Origin of the sequence: Mucilaginibacter antarcticus (assembly GCF_042686155.1) — a bacterium.
Classification (GTDB): Bacteria; Bacteroidota; Bacteroidia; order Sphingobacteriales; family Sphingobacteriaceae; genus Mucilaginibacter; species Mucilaginibacter antarcticus.
Genome location: NZ_JBHUON010000027.1, coordinates 25,016 through 43,508 on the forward strand (window position 1 = coordinate 25,016; position 18,493 = coordinate 43,508).

Sequence of the window (18,493 nt, forward strand, 5' to 3'; positions counted from 1 at the left end):
ATGCTCGTCAATTTTTATAATTTAAGTGGTGCTTAGTTTTGCCATTAATGCAGTAATGTAAAATGAATTATAACATACTCTTATGAGCCATACATTTCATATCCCGGTATTAGGATTAGGTTTTTCTATTGATACCCCTCTCAAAGTTGCCCAATATGGCATCTCATCTGCAATCTCTATAGTAGATGATGATTTGATTGAACGCATGCGTGACTATCATACAAAAAAGAATAATGAACCTTATGTCGCTATTAAAAAGTCATCGCCTGATAGCCGGGCAAGGCGTATTACGGCCTATTTAAACCTGGTTAATGACATCGTTAACACACAGTTTGAAAATTTAAAAGCTGAAGCCTTCGATGCAGGGAGTAACTTATGTCGTTATTTCGAATTACTGCCTGAGAACTCGCAGCTCAAACAAGGGTATGAATTAATGATGGAATATCCTGATTGTGAGAGGAAAACTATTTTTCAGAATATACTACGCCGTAAAATGGTAAAAGGCAGTATTGACGTAAACATAATGGCCAAGGTTGATAAAATGAATTTTACAGCTGATGGGGAATACATGGGCGATGAAAACACAGACGCGCTGGCCTCCTTGAGAAGTTTTGCAGAGAGTAATCTGCAATCATCAGTAGTTTTGTCAGCAGGTATGAATCCCAGGTTATACAGCTACCTGGAAAAATTTGATTGCTTTTTCCCGGATAAAACCGGTTCATTAAATAAAAAAATCACATTAAAAGTTAGTGATTTTCGGTCAGCTTTTATACAGGCTAAATTTTTAGCTAAAAAGGGACTATGGGTATCAGAATTCAGGATTGAATCAGGTTTGAATTGTGGCGGCCACGCTTTTGCTACCGAAGGTTTTTTATTGGGGCCAATATTGAAAGAGTTTAGAGAAAAAAGAAGTCTTATGCTAGATGAACTGTACCAGTTATATAGCACCGCTTTAAAACTTAAAAATATAGAATATAGTGCTATTCCATCACAGCGTTTTAGCGTGCAAGGTGGCATAGGTACCAGTGAAGAAAATAAATTTTTAATTAAACATTATCAACTCGATGGTACTGGTTGGGGTAGCCCGTTTTTGCTAGTGCCTGAAGTAACCAATGTAGACAAAGAAACCTTGACCCAATTAAGCACCGCCGGCGAGGACGATTATTATGTAAGCGACGCGTCACCCTTAGGCATACTGTTTAATAATTTTAAACCGAGTAGCGCAAATACCCAACGAATTAAAAGGTTAGAGAAAGGCCAACCCGGTAGCCCGTGCACTAAAAAATATTTATGTACCAATACCGAGTTCACTGAAAAACCCATTTGCACTGCCTCCAGACAATATCAAAATTTAAAAATACAACAAATCCAAACATTATCATTAGCAAAAGACGAGTACCAACAGCAGTACGAGGCGGTGGTAGAAAAACTATGTTTGTGTGAAGGTTTGTGTTCATCTACCTATCTTAAATATGGTATAAATAAACCAAAAGAAAATATTGCAGTGGCTATATGCCCGGGCCCTAATTTGGCTTATTTTAATGAGGTATATTCTTTAGAGGATATGGTTAAACACATTTACGGCAAAATGGATTTGCTGGGTAAAATTAAAAGGCCCCATGTTTTTATTAAAGAGCTAAACCTGTATATAGATTATTTGCAAACCGATTTGCAGGTGCATGTCAAGAACATGAATGATAAAAAGAGCAAGCAACTAGGCAAGTTTAAAATACAGTTACAAGATGGGATAAATTATTATAAGGAGCTGTTTTCACAATTGCCCGGGCAGACTACTGATTTAATGCAAACAATTTGCAACGAGCTTGTCCTATCAGAAAACAAACTAAATTCATTGCTTATCACTGATTAGCGAATAAACTATATTGCCAGAATAACTGAAACTGAATTTAACGATGCTTTGAGATGTAAAATGGCTTTAGCGAACTATGCTACCGTTGAAGCCCTATTGCCGGACTTAATCCTCCGGCTTAAACGAGCTATAATTTGTCAACTATTAAAGGCTATATACAAGTTAAAATAAAAAGCGCAGCCCTCTCGTAAGGCTACGCTCTCAATTCAACTATTATAATTTTATCTTTTGCAATAGCGAATAGATTACTTGATTCCGTGAGTCGTAATGAATACGGAGAGGGTAAACCCTCACTATAGAATTGGCACCTATCGTTGGAGAGGCATACATACCCGGCCCTACCCCAGCAATACGGGTAACTTGTCCTGCCGTAAGATCCATTTTACTGATGTAGGCATCTTCAATATCGCCAATATAAATTGCGGTAGCGTCCGCATTCAGGGATATGGTGCTGATCGCCTTAAAGGTAGCGGAGGCAAGTGCACCAGGGGCATTGATATTAACTGTGCTGCTATAGATTACGCTTTTTACTTTAGTCGGAGTAAATTTATAAATGCCTTTAAAACCAACCTCACTGACAGAAACGTATAAGTTATCGTTTTGATCAACAGCTATATCAGTTGGTGTGGCATATTTTACTCCGTCAAAGTTATTTGGATTGCTGGCAAATAGATACGACAATACTTTACCAATGTTATCAATTTTGTAGACAGTTGGAGGGCTATCGTGGCTGATGAAAAAGAACTCGCCGGTGCTGGTAACAGCGAGGTTGAACTCAGGTAAACTATTACTAAAATTATAATCATTGCTAAGCGTACGGAATAGCACCGGGGCAGCACTTGAGGACGCTATTTTCCAGATTTTGTTTTCCCGCTTGAGCAACGAGGACGTAAGCACATAGATAGCTCCAGCTTTATCGGCTGTTACACCAATCACTCCCATGTAATCGGCATCCGTATAACCGAACTCTGCCGGGGTAAATAATTTGGTACTGCTGCCGTCACTACTGATGCGAGCCAGACGCGGTATGCCATAATTATACGGCGGCGACAAAACGAATAGGTTGCCTTCTGCATCCGTGGTAACGTGCGTGGTAAGTGTTAGTATATTACTCAAAACTGTGGTTTGACCGGGCGTGCCCGCATTGCCACCTGTTGTAGCTACAGTGAATATGCCTGCAAAGCCGTTGGCCATTACTGTGGTAACATTTTTAACCTGTATGGTAACGGCCCCAGTGGCTACACTGGCTGGCACCTCTACTGTGAGAGTTATAGCGCTAGCGGTTTTTACCGTAGCCGGAACTCCCGCAAATTTCACTACATTCTCACTCAACACCGTACTAAAGTTGGTACCGGTCAGGGTAACAACATCGCCTGCTTTTCCACTGGCCGGCGCTATGTTGGAAAAGGTCGGTACCGCAGCCGAAGGCACTTGGGGACTTATCTTTGCTCCTTGTACATCGGTGTTTTTTGCGGTCACATTTTTGATCAACACACTCAAATCTGCCTCGGTAACGCCATCGGGCAGGGTGAACTTAATTTCGGTATTACTAACCGACGTGATGTTAATGGCCTTACTGCCAATGCTCACTTTTACATCGTTTGATACTGTGCCAAAGGCGGTACCTGTGATAGTTACCAAGTCTCCTGGTTTTGGATTTTTAGGCTGGATACTAGTAATAACCGGGGTTTCTACGGTCGGCTCTATGTTATCCGTACTTTTTTTACAAGCGGTGATGATGACCATCAATAGCGCAATCGTATAAATTATCTTTTTCATGTTTGTTTATATTATTAGTGAGTTAATATTTATTGCAAGGCCCAAACTATTTCGTAATCGCCATTCTGCTTTTCTTTGTTTTTTATTTCCTGTAGTCCTTTGCGGAATGCCGCGAGCAGATCTGCATCGCGAATTATATTTTGCATATCGGCAACGGTTATAGTTCCGGCCGGATAGCGTACCCCCTTACCTACAATGTTAGCGGTGCAAAATTTGGTGTCGAAAGTATCCCCATTTTTACCGCCTACCATCTCGAAAGCCAATTTGGGGATCATTACAGGTTTACCTTTTTCAATTGCGATCTGCATATCAAAAGTAAATTTCATTAAAGCTTCAGTTCCTGATTGTTTAAGCAACCTCACATTAGCCGAGTTTGAACTAAAACCCTCGGCAATAGGAATAAATGCAGATAGCATTTTAGTATCTTGGTATGAGTGGAAAAAGCTTACACTGGTGGTCTCGTCATCTTTAGTAAAAGGTTGCAGGTCCTGATAAGCGGCAGAACTTGTTACGTTGTTTACAGGCACCACACTGGCGCCCAATTCCTGGGCGCCAGTGGCAGTAAATTCGGCGTATAACTTATCCAGCAGCCCGTCCCAAACCGATTGTGATACCGAAGGGAATTGTGCCCAGGTCTCAGTTGTTGTTGTTGTGGTATAGGTAGTAGATCCTACAGAGTATGAACTCGAACTTGAAGAAGACGGTCCTTTAACATAAGTGGTCCCCCGTACAGCAAATGACATTACGCCAACGTTTTTTATCTGTGCAAACGGGCGACTTAAAAAAGCGTTAGGTTTAAAAAAGTTGTATTCAACCTCGCCGTTACTGAATTTCTCTTCCCCTTTGGCGGTTAAGCCGGTGTTTAGCACGGGTTCTTTGGTAAGTGTGATGTAACGACCATCTTGAGCGACCGCTGAAAATTCAATTGGCGCAAACGCGCCGGATACATTTGTGGTTTTAACAGGCTGTACCCGGTCTATTGAAATATAACAGTTTTTAAAACTAAATAATGCCTTGCCACCGGGTGTGATGTTGATATTCCGAAAAGCTGCGGCCGGGATAACGAGTTTATCCGTCCCTTTAAAATTGGCTACATTAAAAAAGCCCCTGATGCCTATTTGGGTAATTACAATGTTTGCCCTCATTGGTACATTTTCAGCACCTGGTAATTTTTCAAATTCTATAACCATATCCTGAGTCAAATCTGCAGATATATTATCACCAGCTTGACCATTGATCGTCTTTATCTTAACCGTAGCCGGCGACATTGGGACAGTAAAATTAGCTTTTTGACCGTTTTTAGTGGTAATGGAGATTACGGCAGGTTTACCGTCGTTATTGCTGAAAGTCGTATAGACTCCAGTGCTCGCATAATCTGCCGGCTGGCCATTAATCGTTACGGTACCATCTATTTTAGCCACACCCATTTTTGCTTTTTGGGTAAAGAAAAGTGTAGTTAAGTTGCCGCCCGATTTCCACCCGTTATAAAAACCCATTTCGGCTGTACCTACCGATGCCGGGTACATGTTTACACTGCTGTAAACCATTGGCGTAACCTGGCTAAGGTCCGCTGTGGTGATCAAAGCGCCTGTAGCGCTCATGACCAGGCCGCTGCTGGCCTTAGCTAACTTGGTAATGGCCTTACTAAAGAAGCTACCGCCCGGTTTTTCTTTTTCTACCTTGTTAGTGGTATCTGTTTGCGATTTTTGGGCGGTGTCTTTTTTTCCCCCCAGCATTCCTTTAAGTTTGCCAAATTGCGCGTTAGCGCAAATGCTTATTGTGAGTAAGCATATAAATAAGAGGTAAAATTTCTTTGTCATGATTTGTGTTATTTAATAACACAAATAAACCACTTAGGTACTACCTGGTAAATACGACGAAATACGTATTTTGACCTCTTAGATCAAGCGGTTAGCCGTCGCTTTAGATAGCGCGTTCACTTTATTATTAACCTGCAGCTTGCGGTAAATATTATTGATATGCGTACGTACCGTACCATGGCTTATACAAAGGTTTTCGGCAATGTGCTCATAACTTAAGCCGTTTTTTAATTGTACAAGCAACTCTATCTCCCGGCTGCTCAGACCAAAATTTTCTAGTATGTCCACGGCGCTTTGGGGTGCCGGATTACGAAGCAGATTAAGCACTTTGGATGCAACGCCTGCCGACATTGGCGCGCCACCGCCAAGCGCATCCCGGATAGCATTTACTACCCCTTCGGTGCTTTCGTCTTTGAGCAGGTAACCTGATGCCCCAGCCATGATAGCGTTCAATATGTTCTGATCATCATCAAAAGTTGTGAGCATAATTACCTTTATCTGCGGATGAAGTTGTTTTACCTGACGAGTACAGGCTATCCCATCCATGCCAGGCATCATAATATCCATTAAAATAACATCAACCCTATGCCTGGAAAGTTCTTCAAGTAGCTCTTTACCATTAAAAGCTGTAGCCACCAGCTTCAAATCTGGCTGGCAACTTACTTTATTAACACAGGCGCGTAGCGCAAAGCTATTATCCTCGGCAATGGCAATTTTTATCGGCATTTTTTATTTTATTGATCTCCAAACATCAGCAGATCATATTCTTCCATCAATACGCATAAATACATATTATCCGGGTACGTTCACCTTCACAGTAGTGCCTTTTCCTACAGCTGAGGTAATTTCAACAACTCCTCCTGCTTTTTGTGCTCTGGCTTCCATGTTTCTTAATCCAAATCCCGCAGAGCTCAATTGGGTGTCAAAACCGTGTCCATCATCATGAATAGTGACCGTTATATTCCCTGAACGATGTGCTTCCAGTTTCACTTCTATTGTACCGGCATTGGCGTATTTCAAAGCATTATTAATCGCCTCCTGTACAATGCGAAACAAATGTGTAGCCTTTGCCGAACTTATGGATACAGTTTCAGGGATATGATTATTAATGATAATCTCCGTGCTTCCCAATAACTGGTATGGCTTTATATATTCGCGTAAGCGGATTGCAAAATCATCGGGTGTAAAGCTGGAGTTATTAATAAACCAAACAGTTTGCCGAAGATCCCGGATCGTATTTACGGCAATCTCCTCCGTTTCTTTTAACCCCGATTGTTGAGCGCCATCCGGCATGCCACGCATATTTTGGATGGAAGAATGTATAAAGGTGAGTTGTGAGCCAATATTATCATGCAATTCGCCGGATATCCGAAGCTTTTCGTTTAAAAGGTCCTGTTCAGCCTCAAATGCAGCCAAGGCTTTTTCTGATTTTAGCTTTTCGCCCTTTAGTCGCATATTTCTTACTACCAATGTGGCTATAGTAATCAAAATAAGAATCGAAACTATGAGGCCTATAACTACCCTGTGGTTACGGGTTAATAGGTCTTTATTTTTCGCATCGGCCAAAGCATTTTGGGCCAGCTGTTTATCTTTTTTCTGCGATTCATATTGTTCTTGTAGGGCGGCTATCTGCTCATGCTTTTCCGCATTATATGTACTATCCTTCAAAGCACCCATTATTTCCGACAACTCAAGCGATCTTTTGTAGTTACCTACAGCCTTATAAACATTGCCGGCTTGCTGGTAGTAACTTAGTTTCAGCGGCACCATGTCCATTTCCATTGCAAATCTTTGTACCGTATCCATAAAAACCAGCGCCTGCTTGTAGTTTTGCAATCCGGCAGCAGCGGTCCCGGCTGTTAAATAAGCATAACCCAGACTTTCTTTATCATCTGCTTCGCGCGCATATTTTATGCCTTCCAAGCTTGCTTTATAAGCCTTTTTATATTGATGCAGGTCGTTATAAGCAGCTGCAATATTATTTAAATTAAGTGCTACTCTTGCTTTATCGCCAAGCGCGATCTGCTGTTGTATTGCCTTTGCAATGTAGGGTATAGCTTTTGCCGACTGCTTTAAATTTTGGTAGGCTGAGCCGATATTGCCATTGACGACCGCCAATAAGTTTTTTTTGCCGGTAGCTACCGCCGGCCCAAGCATTCGCCGATAGTTTTCCAGCGCTTTTTCAAAGTTCCCGTTCCTTTCATAAACGATGGCAATGTTATTATAAGCTTTTGTAATGCCAACATTATTGCCGCGTTGCTGACTAATTTGCAGTGACTTAATATGATAACTTACTGCCAGCTGCGGCAGATTTAAATTAGAGTAGCAATTACCGACGTTGGTATAAATAATTGCCAGGTGTGCGGTATCTTTTAGCCGTTCGTAAAGTTGCATACCCATTACGTTGGTTTGCAAAGCCAGTTTAAATTTTCGTTGTTTTTTTAAAAGGACGGCATAATTTTGATAACCGTTTGCCGCCAGGTTGATCAGTTGTCTTTCATTGGCCAATGTAATCCCTTTCAAATAAAAACGCTCGGCCACCGGCTGTTTGTAAAGCAATTCATATATATAGGCAATGTTATAATAAGCCTCGATCATGCCCTTATAATAGCTTATTGCTTCGGCTTTTGCCAATGCCTGATTTGCAAAGCGATGAGCGAGTGCCGTATCTGCTTCAACCATTTCGGAACTTAAAGTATTCAATATTTTCACCCTGGCGGTATCTGTTTTGGCTTTTGCAATTAAGTTCAGCAAGCTATCTTTTATAGAACTTTGGCTAAACACATTAGTTGATAATATCAAGCAAAATAAAACTGCGAAAAGCCTATACATTTTTAGAGATGAAAAGTTTACCATTACCTTCAGATATCGGTAAACGTAATGAAAGTTAATAACTTATTTAATATGAATTTGTTACCGCATAAGGATAATGTCGTCCATAAGGATAAACTATGCTATCCATTACTAATAAATAATATGCAAAACATCAATATTGCTGCTAGCAAGAAAAGAAATGTCTCCATCGACCTACCATTGCGGTCTTCGGTAATGAGGATATGTTACAGCTTATAATCAGAAATGTAACTAATGCAATCAAGTTCACCGCTCCGGGCGGTAAAATAACTATAACAGCGAAGTCGGGTCAGGAGTATTGCTTTATAACCGTACAAGACAGCGGCAGGGGGATGCCAGTTAAGTAATCGGTATGATATCTTCTACCTCAGTACGACAAGTCCTGGTGTAGCCGAGGTAGAAGGGAGTTGGATTGGGCGTCGCTCTTAGTAAGGATACGTAAAATGGTAAAATTAGCTATTGACGCAATGCACTTAGCGGCACAAGTTTTTATGTTACACTACCGGCGGCAGGGCATGCCATTACTAAAGAAGGCGAACTTGTACCAGCTATAAATACATATGGATTAAAAGAGGTTGTCAAAGCAATTCAAAAATGACATCTAATGCATCACTAATTTTAAAAGAACCTTATAATTAGCTATAAGACAAATTCAAATGTAAATTCCACTCCTTTATCCACATCACTTTTCAACGACACCGTTCCTCCCAAAGCTTCCACCTGGGTTTTTATCATATATAGGCCAACGCCCTTGCCTTCGGTATCTGTGTGGAATCGCTTATAAAGGCCAAAAATATAATCTTTATTCTTTATAACGTCAATTCCGCGTCCATTGTCGACATAAGTAATTAACAGTTTTTTGTCTTCCTTCCAGCTCTTTATTTTAATTACAGGACTTTTTGTCGGACGGCGGTACTTTATGCTATTGGTAATAAGGTTATAAAAAATACTATGGAGATAAGACTTTAGCGAATAAAGTTCATCTATTACAATCCCAGACAAGTCTATTATTACATTCTCTGTCTCGATAAGGCTCTGGATACTCAATTGAATGTTCTTTAAGATATCTGTCAAGAGAAAGACTTCCTTAAGCTCGTTTATATGACTTTTAACACTAAGGATATTATTCAAGTCTATTACAACTTCGTTAAGCCTTTCTACGTTTGTAACTAAACCACTCATAACAGTTTGGTTTGTTGCCGGATCATTGTCATCGTCCTGTAAGATTTCCATTAACCCCAATATATTGGCAACCGGAGCACGAAGGTTATGTGATATTATGTAAGAGAACTGTTCTAAGCCCTTGTTAGACATCAGCAGTTCATTGGCATATTTCCGTAGGTTTTCATTTAATTCGTAAAGCTTCGTTTCTGAAGTCTTACGTTCTGTAATATCTTTAAAAAACACTGAAAGCCCATTAAAAGACGGATAAGCGCTGACTTCGAACCATATATCCATCGCTTCGTAATATGCTTCGAAATGACGTGCTTTGTTTTCCGCAAGAGCTGCATGATAGTTTGAATACATAGTTGTGCCAACCACATCCGGAAATATCTCCCAAAGATTTTTATGCAGCAAATCTTTCCTATCCTTTTGCAATACAGTTTCGGCTTTGTTGTTCCAATAGGTAATTGTCCAATCTTTGTCTACCGCAAAAAAGGCATCGCCAATGCTTTCCAGAATGCCATTTTTCTCTTCGTATGCTTTCAGTACCTCCAGCTCACTGCTTTTTACCTTGTCCACGTCCTGAAAGCTTCCATAGAGTCGTAGGCACTTTCCGTTTACACAATCCGCCTGCCCAATGGTTCGCACCCATCGCAAATTGCCTTTGGCAGTGACAATTTGCACTTCTAGATCGAAGGATGTTCCATTCTTTGTTGCATTAGCCACAGCATTGCTGACCGCATCGCGGCTAGGCCCTAGCTTATAAAAATCAATGGCAGTCTTTATGTTGGGAACAAAATTGATGGGTAGTTCGTGGATCTCTTTAGTCATCTCCGACCAATAAAGCTTATTTTGCATAAGGTCCATTTCGTAAGTGCCCATCCGGGAAATTTTAATTGCCTTATCTAACAGCAGTCGCAGGGACTTCGCCTCTGTAATGTCAGAAACCATTGCTAACGAGCCATTATAATTTCCATCTAAATCAAAGAAAGGATTAGCAGAGATACTGGTCCAAACTTCCTTTCCGGCTTTTGATAAAAGTTTAAGTTCCCTTTGTTCAGATACTCCGGTTCGCCTAGTTAACAATGCCTTCGACGTAATTGCTTTCCCCTCCTGATCTTGAAAATCATATATTTTCTTGCCGAGCATCTCGCTTTTGGTGTATCCTAAGATCTGGCTTAACTTTTCATTAACAAAAGTAGTTTCATCGTTGTCATCAATCAACCAAATTCCTTCCTGGGCCGTTTCTACTATCTGTTTGTATTGAAACTCAGATTTTTTTAGTTGTTCCTCAGCAACTTTACGATCTGTTATATCTTGTACGGTACCTTCGAACCGCTTAACCTCTCCATTGCCTTCTATTACAAACTTCCCCTTATCATTCACCCACTTGATCGAGTTATCCGGCATGACGATCCTGTATTCGATATCAAGTTTAGTAGTCCCAACAGACGATACAGCCTGTTGTGAAATAAAAAGTTGCCTGTCATTTGCGTGGACGGTGTCGATCAGCGATTCTAAAGTTGGAACAAACGCATCCTTGTCACGCCCCCAAATCCGGAAAGTCTCATCACTCCAAAATAGGGTATTATTACTTAAATTTAACTCCCAATATCCCAGTTTAGCAATAGTTTGCGCCTTAATTAGCTTCTTTTCGCTTATCAACAATTGCTGCTCCCCAAGTAATCTCAATTTCTCTTTTTCAAGGACCCCTAGTGCGAATGAAATGTCCGCTGCTGCTTCTGTTAGTAATGCTATCTCTTGCGTGTTAAAGAAGTCGAGTTCTGTCGAGTAAATATTAAAAGTTGCCACCAGTCTTTCCCCATTCTTTATAGGGAGCACGATCACAGAATTGAATCCTGCCTTACCAGCAACCTCACTCAACATAGTTTTAACCTCCGCTCTTATATTTGCAACGGCTACATAATTCTGGCCTCTCAAAACCCGATCTATCGGCCCTCCCGGCTCATAAGGGTATTCACTAAAAAATTCAAGCTGCGCAGGCGTCGAACCGTGGCTGGCAACTAAGCTAATCCTTCCTTCTGTTTGTGGAACACCGATCCAGGCCATCTTGAATTTACCAATTTCGACCGCTATCCGGCACGCCTCGTCAAACAACGTTTGACCATCTTTAACATGTACAATTGTTTGGTTGATCTGGCTTATGAACACATATAGCCGGTTGGCATGTAAAACTTTCGCTTCCGCGAGTTTTTGTTCAGAAATATCCCTAACAATCATAGAGGTACGCTGGAGGCCTGAATTATCCGCAAACACAGCAGAGGTGATTTCACCGGGAAATTTACTCCCATCTTTTCTCACCAGGGTAATTTCGGTTTTCGCGGCTCCGGTCTGCTGCCTTTTCTTTATAGCTATTGCTAAACGCGGGTCGTCATTGTCTACAAGACCAAATCTTCCTTTCTGGCAAATCTCCTCTTCTGTCATTTGAAAAATAGCGCAGGCTGCAGGATTAGCAGCGAAAATTTCACCATCAGTCACTGTCAGGAGGATGCCGTCCATGCTATTTTCGAAAAACGACCGATATTTCGATTCGCTGTCTTTTATAGCCTGCTCTGCCATTATCCGTTCCGTTACATCCCGGAAGTTGCCAACAATGCCATTGATAGCCGGATCATGCAACATGTTAGTAATTACTCCTTCCACCCAGCGCCAGCTTTGATCTTTATGGCGAACGCGTGTTGCCCCGCCTTTTATTGACATGCCAGGATTCGCAATCACCTCTTGCATAAGGCTTAGCAGCAGTGGAACGTCATCTGGGTGAGCCAAGCCCACTAGATCAAGACCCATGCCTTCCTTTTCAGTATATCCTAGAACATTCTTGATGGAAGGCGATACATATTTCGGTTTACCATTAGCCGTAAGGATCGCCATCCCATCTGAACTATTTTCAATGAGTCCACGAAACATTAATTCGCTAAGGAAAGCTTTTTCTTCTGCTAATTTTCGATCCGTGATATTCTGATGAGATATTACAATATTAGCATCATCACCTTCAAACCTGGTTGCATTCATTACAAACCATCTCCTTTCGGTTGCTGAGTGGCAGGGATATTCTATTTTAAAACTTTCTACATCTTTTAGAAAAACCGCTCGGACCCCTTTTAACGTCTGCTCTGCAATTTTATCACCATCAGCGGCAGCTTTTTCACAAACCTCGAAATAATTGTTGCCTTCAGAAGCAAGCAAAATAGTGTCGGACGTGTTTTCTATGGCAAAATCCTCCCAGGCTTTATTTACCGCTATTATAGTACCATAGCTATTTATTACCGCTATATGCGCATCTAACGAACTGAGGAGGGTTTTATTAAATAACTGGCTTTTTATAAGGCTTGCACTCGCTAACCTGCGCTCAGTTATATTCCTAAAATTACTGATGATGCCGTTGATCGTTGGATCGTGAAGCATGTTAGTCAACGTGGCCTCAAGCCACACCCATTCGCCGTTTTTGTTTTTAATTCGGCCCTCATATCCCTGTATTGGAACACCCGGTTTTGTAATGCAATCGGCCAGCTTTGAGGTAGCTGGTTCAAAATCATCGGGATGCAGGGTCTCAAACAAGTTCAATTGTAAAGCCTCATCCTCTGTATAACCTAATACATGTTGAATTGAGGGTGAAACATATTTAGGCTTACCTTCTGCAGTAAGCACGACCAGGACATCAGCGCCATTTTCAATTAGCGCTCTGTAATGTCTTTCGTTTTTGATGAGCTCAAATAAGTGGCTTTGCTTTTCTATCTCAAGCCTGTATTTTTCTAAAGCATTTTGGATGGCAGACGGCAAGCGTTCAAGGCGATCTTTTAGAATATAATCGTCCGCCCCTTTTTTTATTACGTCTACTGCAAATTCTTCCGAAACATTAGATGTTATTAGAATGAACGGGATTTTTAGCTTCCGTTCCCGAAAAATTGTTAGGGCCCTATGAGAATTAAAGGAAGGCAGCGAGTGGTCGGAAAGGATCAGATCCGGAACGAATTCATCTAAAGCAGCTATATATCCTTCTTCGGTCTCAATCAATAATAGTTCAAACTCAAAATTGCCTTTTTTTAATATCCTGTAGACTAATTGCGCATCACTTGAGGAATCTTCCAGGTGAAGGATCTTTAATTTATTTTCCATCTTATAAGCCCGTGCTCAAACAATACAATTTTTTGACTAATGCGGAGTATTATTGACAACAAGCCAGTAAAAGCCAAGTTCGGCGATGATTTTTGAAAAATTTTCAAACCCAACCGGCTTAACCACATAGCTGTTTACCCCAAGCTTATGGCTTTCAATGATATCTTTTTCCTCTTTGGATGAGGTCATCATAACGATGGGTATCTGTTTCGTCCGCTCGTCGGATTTTAAAACCTTAAGCACTTCAAGTCCGCTAACCTTGGGCATTTTTAAATCTAAAAAAATGACACGAGGCCTATCTTCAATATTTCTTCCCTCAAATTCTCCTTCGCCGAAGATATAATCTAATGCTTGCGCGCCGTCAGCTAAGTGAATGAGGTTATTTGCCAGATTGTGCTTCTTTAACACCCGCATAGTTAGCATCGCGTCCGACTTGTTGTCCTCTACCAAAAGGATGTCATTTATTGTGGTATACATCATTTCGTAGCTTAATTATTAATTGGCAGCGAGACATAAAAACATGCTCCACCGTTAACTTTTCCCTCTGCCCATACCTTGCCGTGGTGTCGGGAGATTATTCGGTGTATAATGGCCAAGCCAACACCCGTGCCTTCAAATTCTGTATTACTATGCAATCTTTGGAAAACGCCAAACAGTTTATCGTAATAACGCATGTCAAAACCCGCACCGTTATCTTTTACGTAATAGGTAGCATGAATGTTTTCCTGGAATGATCCGATCTCGATAACCGGGGCTTCAACTTTATTTGAGTATTTAAAAGCATTGGAGACCAGATTTATGAACACTTGTTTAAGCATATTCCGGTCGCCCTTGATATTCAACAAATCCTTAATATGTACTGTGACGGTTCGATCGATCTGCTGCAGTTGTTGTTCCGCTACGACAGCAGTGATCATGTCTTTCATGTCTACGTCCGCTACAGATACGCTTTGCTTTCCTAAATGTGAAAACTCCAGCAAGTTATCGATTAACAGTCCCATTCTTTTTGAATTTGTTATAATTTCCTCCAGTACAGATTGTCCCTCCGTGTTTAGCGCGTGTGCAAAATCCTCAAGTAATATCTGGCCAAACCCATTTATTGCCCTAAGCGGCGCACGCAGATCATGTGATACAGAGTACGAAAAAGATTCTAGCTCCTGATTGGCGACCTCCAAATCCGAAGTTCGTTCGGCAACTTTTTGCTCAAGGCCAACATTAAGCTCGACAATTTCCGACTTTGCACGTATTAGTTCTTCGTTTGATGTCGCCAGTTCGACGGCACGCTTTTCCTTTTCGTCATTTTGGAAAGCCAGCTCTCTGTTTGCAATAATGAGTTCGGCAGCTCTTTTTTCCTTTTCGTCATTTTGGTAGGCAAGTTCTTTATTAGCAACTATCAACTCTGCTGCTCTACTTTCTTTTTCGGTGTTTTGAAATGCTAGTTCCTTGATAGCTATGAGCAGTTCGGCAGCACGATTTTCTTTTTCTGTATTTTGAAAAACCAATTCTGCATTAGCTATGATCAACTCTGCTGCCTTTCTTTCTTTTTCAGTGTTTTGAAAAGCCAGTTCTCTGTTAGCTATGAGCAGTTCGGCAGCACGATTTTCTTTTTCTGTATTTTGAAAAACCAATTCTGCATTCGCTATGACCAACTCTGCTGCCTTTCTTTCTTTTTCAGTGTTTTGAAAAGCCAGTTCCTTGTTAGCTATGAGCAGTTCGGCCGCCCGGTTTCTTTTTTCTCTATTTTGAAATGCAAGTTCCTTATCGGCAATAATCAATTCAGCCGCCCGATTCTCTTTTTCGTGTGTTTGAAAAGCCAACTCTTTATTGGCAACTACTAATTCGGCTGCCCGATCTTCTTTTTCACGGTTTTGATATGCAATCTCTTTTTTAGCATATAAGAGATCCTGGGTTTGCTGTTCGTCTATAGTCAACCAATCCGCTTCAAGTTTATTATCCGTCTTTTTTAAATCAAATCCCAGGTTGATACTTGTAGGAAGGTTGCTTTTTTTACTTTTGGCCATATTTAAAAGTTAGATAAAAATACAAAACAACTCTTTAGATACGAATACCAGGTGAATCTCAATGATAGATTTTAAGCCTGCGCAATTATGCCGATTATAGAGCCACAGTATGACAGTGTCAATCTAAAGATAAGCTATTTTGGTATATCTGTATTACAAAACCAACAAGGAAAATACTTCTTTCATTTAGGTTAAGTTAAACACTCAACAATTCGCTATGTCGTGTTATATATATTTGAGGTTGTCAGTTTCATATTCCACTAGCGCTCTATAAGATAAGGAGATTACTAAGCTTAATGACAAGGTCGAGCGATAGCTCTCTTGATTCCCTGACGCTAATCCACTGTAAATAGCATTCAAATTTGTCTTAAATAGCTTTTTTAAAAGTGATCGTAAATGTAGTGCCTTCATTGACACGGCTGTCAATGTCAATATGCCCTCCCAAATTTATTAAGTGGTTGTATACCAAATACAAGCCAATCCCCTTGCTGTCTTTGTTATCATGAAACGTTTGATTAAAGCCAAAAATCCGTCCTCTTACTTTTTCCATATCTAACCCAATTCCATCGTCTTTGAATATCAAGGTAACGATTCCATTTACTTTGCGGCTGCGTATATTAATTTGAGGGTAGGTATTAGGCTTTGCGTACTTAATCGAGTTCGATATTAGGTTGAGGAATATACTTTCAAGGTGAGCTTTATTAAAAACTATCACATCTTCATCTGCAAAATCTGCGAAAATATTTGTCTTGGTATCTAATAGCAATGAATTTAATGATGTTTGGATTGTCCTCAAAGACTCCGAAAAACTTACGGGGCTTACCTGTATATTTAAACTTTTTTTCTGTATTAAAATGTCTATGTAATTGTTTAAGGTATCTCGAAGATTCTCTGTTGATTGTTTTAATATATTTATTAACTCAACTACGTCAGGGTTGTCTACCTTTTCAGCTTCGAGCATGCCGAATATCGATAATAGATTACTTACAGGGGACCTAAGATCGTGCGCGGTTGTATATGCTAATTGCTTAAGCTCGTTATTTGTGGTTGTTAGGGTAGTAAGTAGAGCGTGCCTATCCTGTTCAAGCAGCTTATTGTGCGTAATGTTTTTTGCTATTGCAAATACCAATTGCTGTTCTTCTATTCCTATTGATGTCCACGACAGCCATATTATCTCGCCTGACTTGGTTACGTATCGATTTTCAAAATTTATTAAAGGAATAGCTCTTTTAACGCTCTCTCGGCTTTCTATAGTGGCTACTTTATCGGCCATATAAACAAAGTCATTTATTGGTTTCGAGAACAACTCTTCTTGTGTATAGCCCAGCGTCCTTAAAACTGCCGGGTTAACCTTCTTGAAAAAGCCGTCATACCCAGCAATACAGATCATATCTGGTGACACATTCGCAAAAAGATCCATATCAAATGATTGCGTTGAATATAGATTGGCAGAATCTTTAATCTCGTCCATTTGTGAAGTTGCTATGGTAAGTATGTGTTAGCCTTTTTTGAACCAATGTCGTATACTTATTAACTCGCCTTTGATAATTCTTTATCTGATCGTAACTTACAAAAAGATAAGATATAAAAGAAGTCTCATCACGACTATGGCTATTCTTTCCTACCGGTTAAAGTTAATGACGGTCCCGATCCATGACCAATGCTACGTCGTTCACTAACGACGTGACGGATAAAATCTCCTATAAGTCAATATAAAAAATGTCGCCTCTTAGGTTACAGTATCCCGGGTAATTGAGGTTTAATTCCACAAATGCTATGGATAACCACTTACTAAAAAGTACGATTGTAACGAACCATATCTGCTATAGCTTGTTAAAACCCTGATGAAAAAGTTTTTTAGCATACAAACCCTGAAAGATTGGTTTACAATAATCAAAGCGGCCTTTAAAGGCTTCGGCGACGACCTTGCCCTTAAATATAGTGCATCGCTAGCGTATTACACCATATTTTCCCTGGCCCCGCTCCTTCTTTTACTTATATCGCTGGCAGGCGCCATTTTAGGCAAAGACGCCATACAAGGCCGTGTTTTTGAGGAGATAAACGGACTGGTGGGCAATGAAGCTGCTAAACAGATACAGGACATGATTAAAAACCTTGAGCTGTCTGGCAAATCAACCATTTCTATTATTATTGGGGCGATAACGCTGGTTATTGGTGCCACTTCAGTTTTTGGCGAGATACAGGAATCTATCAACCTGATATGGAAAGTAAAGCCTAAACCAAAAAAAGGCTGGATAAAACTTTTGAAAGATAGGCTGCTATCGGGCTCTATGATAATTACCCTTGGCTTTTTATTGTTAGTATCATTTGTAGTAAACGGCGTGTTGTTAGTGCTATCAGAAAGACTGAAAACGTTTTTACCAGATATCACGGTCGTGTTGTTTGAAGCAATAAATCTTGTCATCAGCTTTGGTGTTATTGCGGTTTTATTTGGCGTTATATTTAAAGTATTGCCTGATGCTAAGCTCCGCTGGCGCGATGTGCGCTCGGGTGCTATTTTTACCGCAATACTGTTTATGATAGGTCGTTTACTTATCGGCCTTTACATATCCGGCTCGGGCACCAGTTCTACCTACGGCGCCGCCGGATCGTTAATAGTAATATTATTGTGGGTTTATTATACTGCAGCAATTTTATACTTTGGCGCCGAGTTTACGAGGGCCTACGCCGATTTTAATGGTGTGCAAATTGAGCCTGCAGAATTTGCGGTACACATTGAGCAAACGGAAGTTGAAAGGGATGTAAAAAAAATTCCACCCCAGCATAAAATTGGCGAGAGCCGCAAAGGCGGTAAAAAAAACACCGACGAATAAGACATAATTGGGTTA

11 protein-coding genes are annotated in these 18,493 nt (G+C 40.6%); 3 read left to right on the top strand and 8 right to left on the bottom strand.

The annotated features are described in order from the left end of the window. Positions 1–82 precede the first annotated feature (82 nt). A complete protein-coding gene (locus tag ACFSYC_RS17440) occupies positions 83–1,870 on the top strand; it encodes a hypothetical protein (RefSeq protein WP_377130128.1) in 1,788 nt (595 codons plus the stop codon). A gap of 213 nt (positions 1,871–2,083) precedes the next feature. Here the strand turns inward: ACFSYC_RS17440 and ACFSYC_RS17445 are convergent, their stop codons facing one another. The 4 genes from ACFSYC_RS17445 to ACFSYC_RS17460 form a co-directional block, all read right to left on the bottom strand. Then, positions 2,084–3,649, bottom strand: a complete 1,566-nt coding sequence (locus ACFSYC_RS17445) for an IPT/TIG domain-containing protein (protein WP_377130129.1) — start codon at positions 3,647–3,649, stop codon at positions 2,084–2,086. Between the two features lie 29 nt (positions 3,650–3,678). Next, on the bottom strand, positions 3,679–5,469 hold the full coding sequence (locus tag ACFSYC_RS17450) for a hypothetical protein (protein ID WP_377130130.1): 1,791 nt from the start codon (positions 5,467–5,469) through the stop codon (positions 3,679–3,681). 78 nt (positions 5,470–5,547) lie between these two features. Beyond that, the gene (locus ACFSYC_RS17455) at positions 5,548–6,195 is read right to left on the bottom strand and encodes a response regulator (protein WP_377130131.1); all 648 of its coding nucleotides are present in this window, start codon (positions 6,193–6,195) and stop codon (positions 5,548–5,550) included. 66 nt (positions 6,196–6,261) lie between these two features. Further along, positions 6,262–8,223: a tetratricopeptide repeat-containing sensor histidine kinase gene (locus ACFSYC_RS17460; protein ID WP_377130132.1), complete on the bottom strand. Its 1,962-nt coding sequence runs from the start codon at positions 8,221–8,223 to the stop codon at positions 6,262–6,264. A gap of 302 nt (positions 8,224–8,525) precedes the next feature. Here ACFSYC_RS17460 and ACFSYC_RS17465 point away from each other — a divergent pair, with 302 nt between their 5' ends. Next, a complete protein-coding gene (locus tag ACFSYC_RS17465; protein WP_377130133.1) occupies positions 8,526–8,669 on the top strand; it encodes a sensor histidine kinase in 144 nt (47 codons plus the stop codon). A 292-nt stretch (positions 8,670–8,961) separates the two neighbouring features. On the opposite strand, the gene ACFSYC_RS17470 is transcribed toward ACFSYC_RS17465, so the two are convergent. The 4 genes from ACFSYC_RS17470 to ACFSYC_RS17485 form a co-directional block, all read right to left on the bottom strand. Beyond that, positions 8,962–13,623 (bottom strand): PAS domain S-box protein, encoded by a 4,662-nt coding sequence (locus tag ACFSYC_RS17470; RefSeq protein ID WP_377130134.1) that lies wholly within the window; start codon positions 13,621–13,623, stop codon positions 8,962–8,964. A 36-nt stretch (positions 13,624–13,659) separates the two neighbouring features. Continuing rightward, positions 13,660–14,103, bottom strand: a complete 444-nt coding sequence (locus ACFSYC_RS17475) for a response regulator (RefSeq protein WP_377130135.1) — start codon at positions 14,101–14,103, stop codon at positions 13,660–13,662. A gap of 8 nt (positions 14,104–14,111) precedes the next feature. Further along, the gene (locus ACFSYC_RS17480; RefSeq protein WP_377130136.1) at positions 14,112–15,644 is read right to left on the bottom strand and encodes a sensor histidine kinase; all 1,533 of its coding nucleotides are present in this window, start codon (positions 15,642–15,644) and stop codon (positions 14,112–14,114) included. 367 nt (positions 15,645–16,011) lie between these two features. After that, complete coding sequence (locus ACFSYC_RS17485; RefSeq protein WP_377130137.1) at positions 16,012–17,115, bottom strand: sensor histidine kinase; 1,104 nt, start codon at positions 17,113–17,115, stop codon at positions 16,012–16,014. Between the two features lie 373 nt (positions 17,116–17,488). Between ACFSYC_RS17485 and ACFSYC_RS17490 the strand changes: the two genes are divergently transcribed. Then, the gene (locus ACFSYC_RS17490; RefSeq protein ID WP_377130138.1) at positions 17,489–18,478 is read left to right on the top strand and encodes a YihY/virulence factor BrkB family protein; all 990 of its coding nucleotides are present in this window, start codon (positions 17,489–17,491) and stop codon (positions 18,476–18,478) included. The last annotated feature ends 15 nt before the right edge of the window (positions 18,479–18,493 follow it).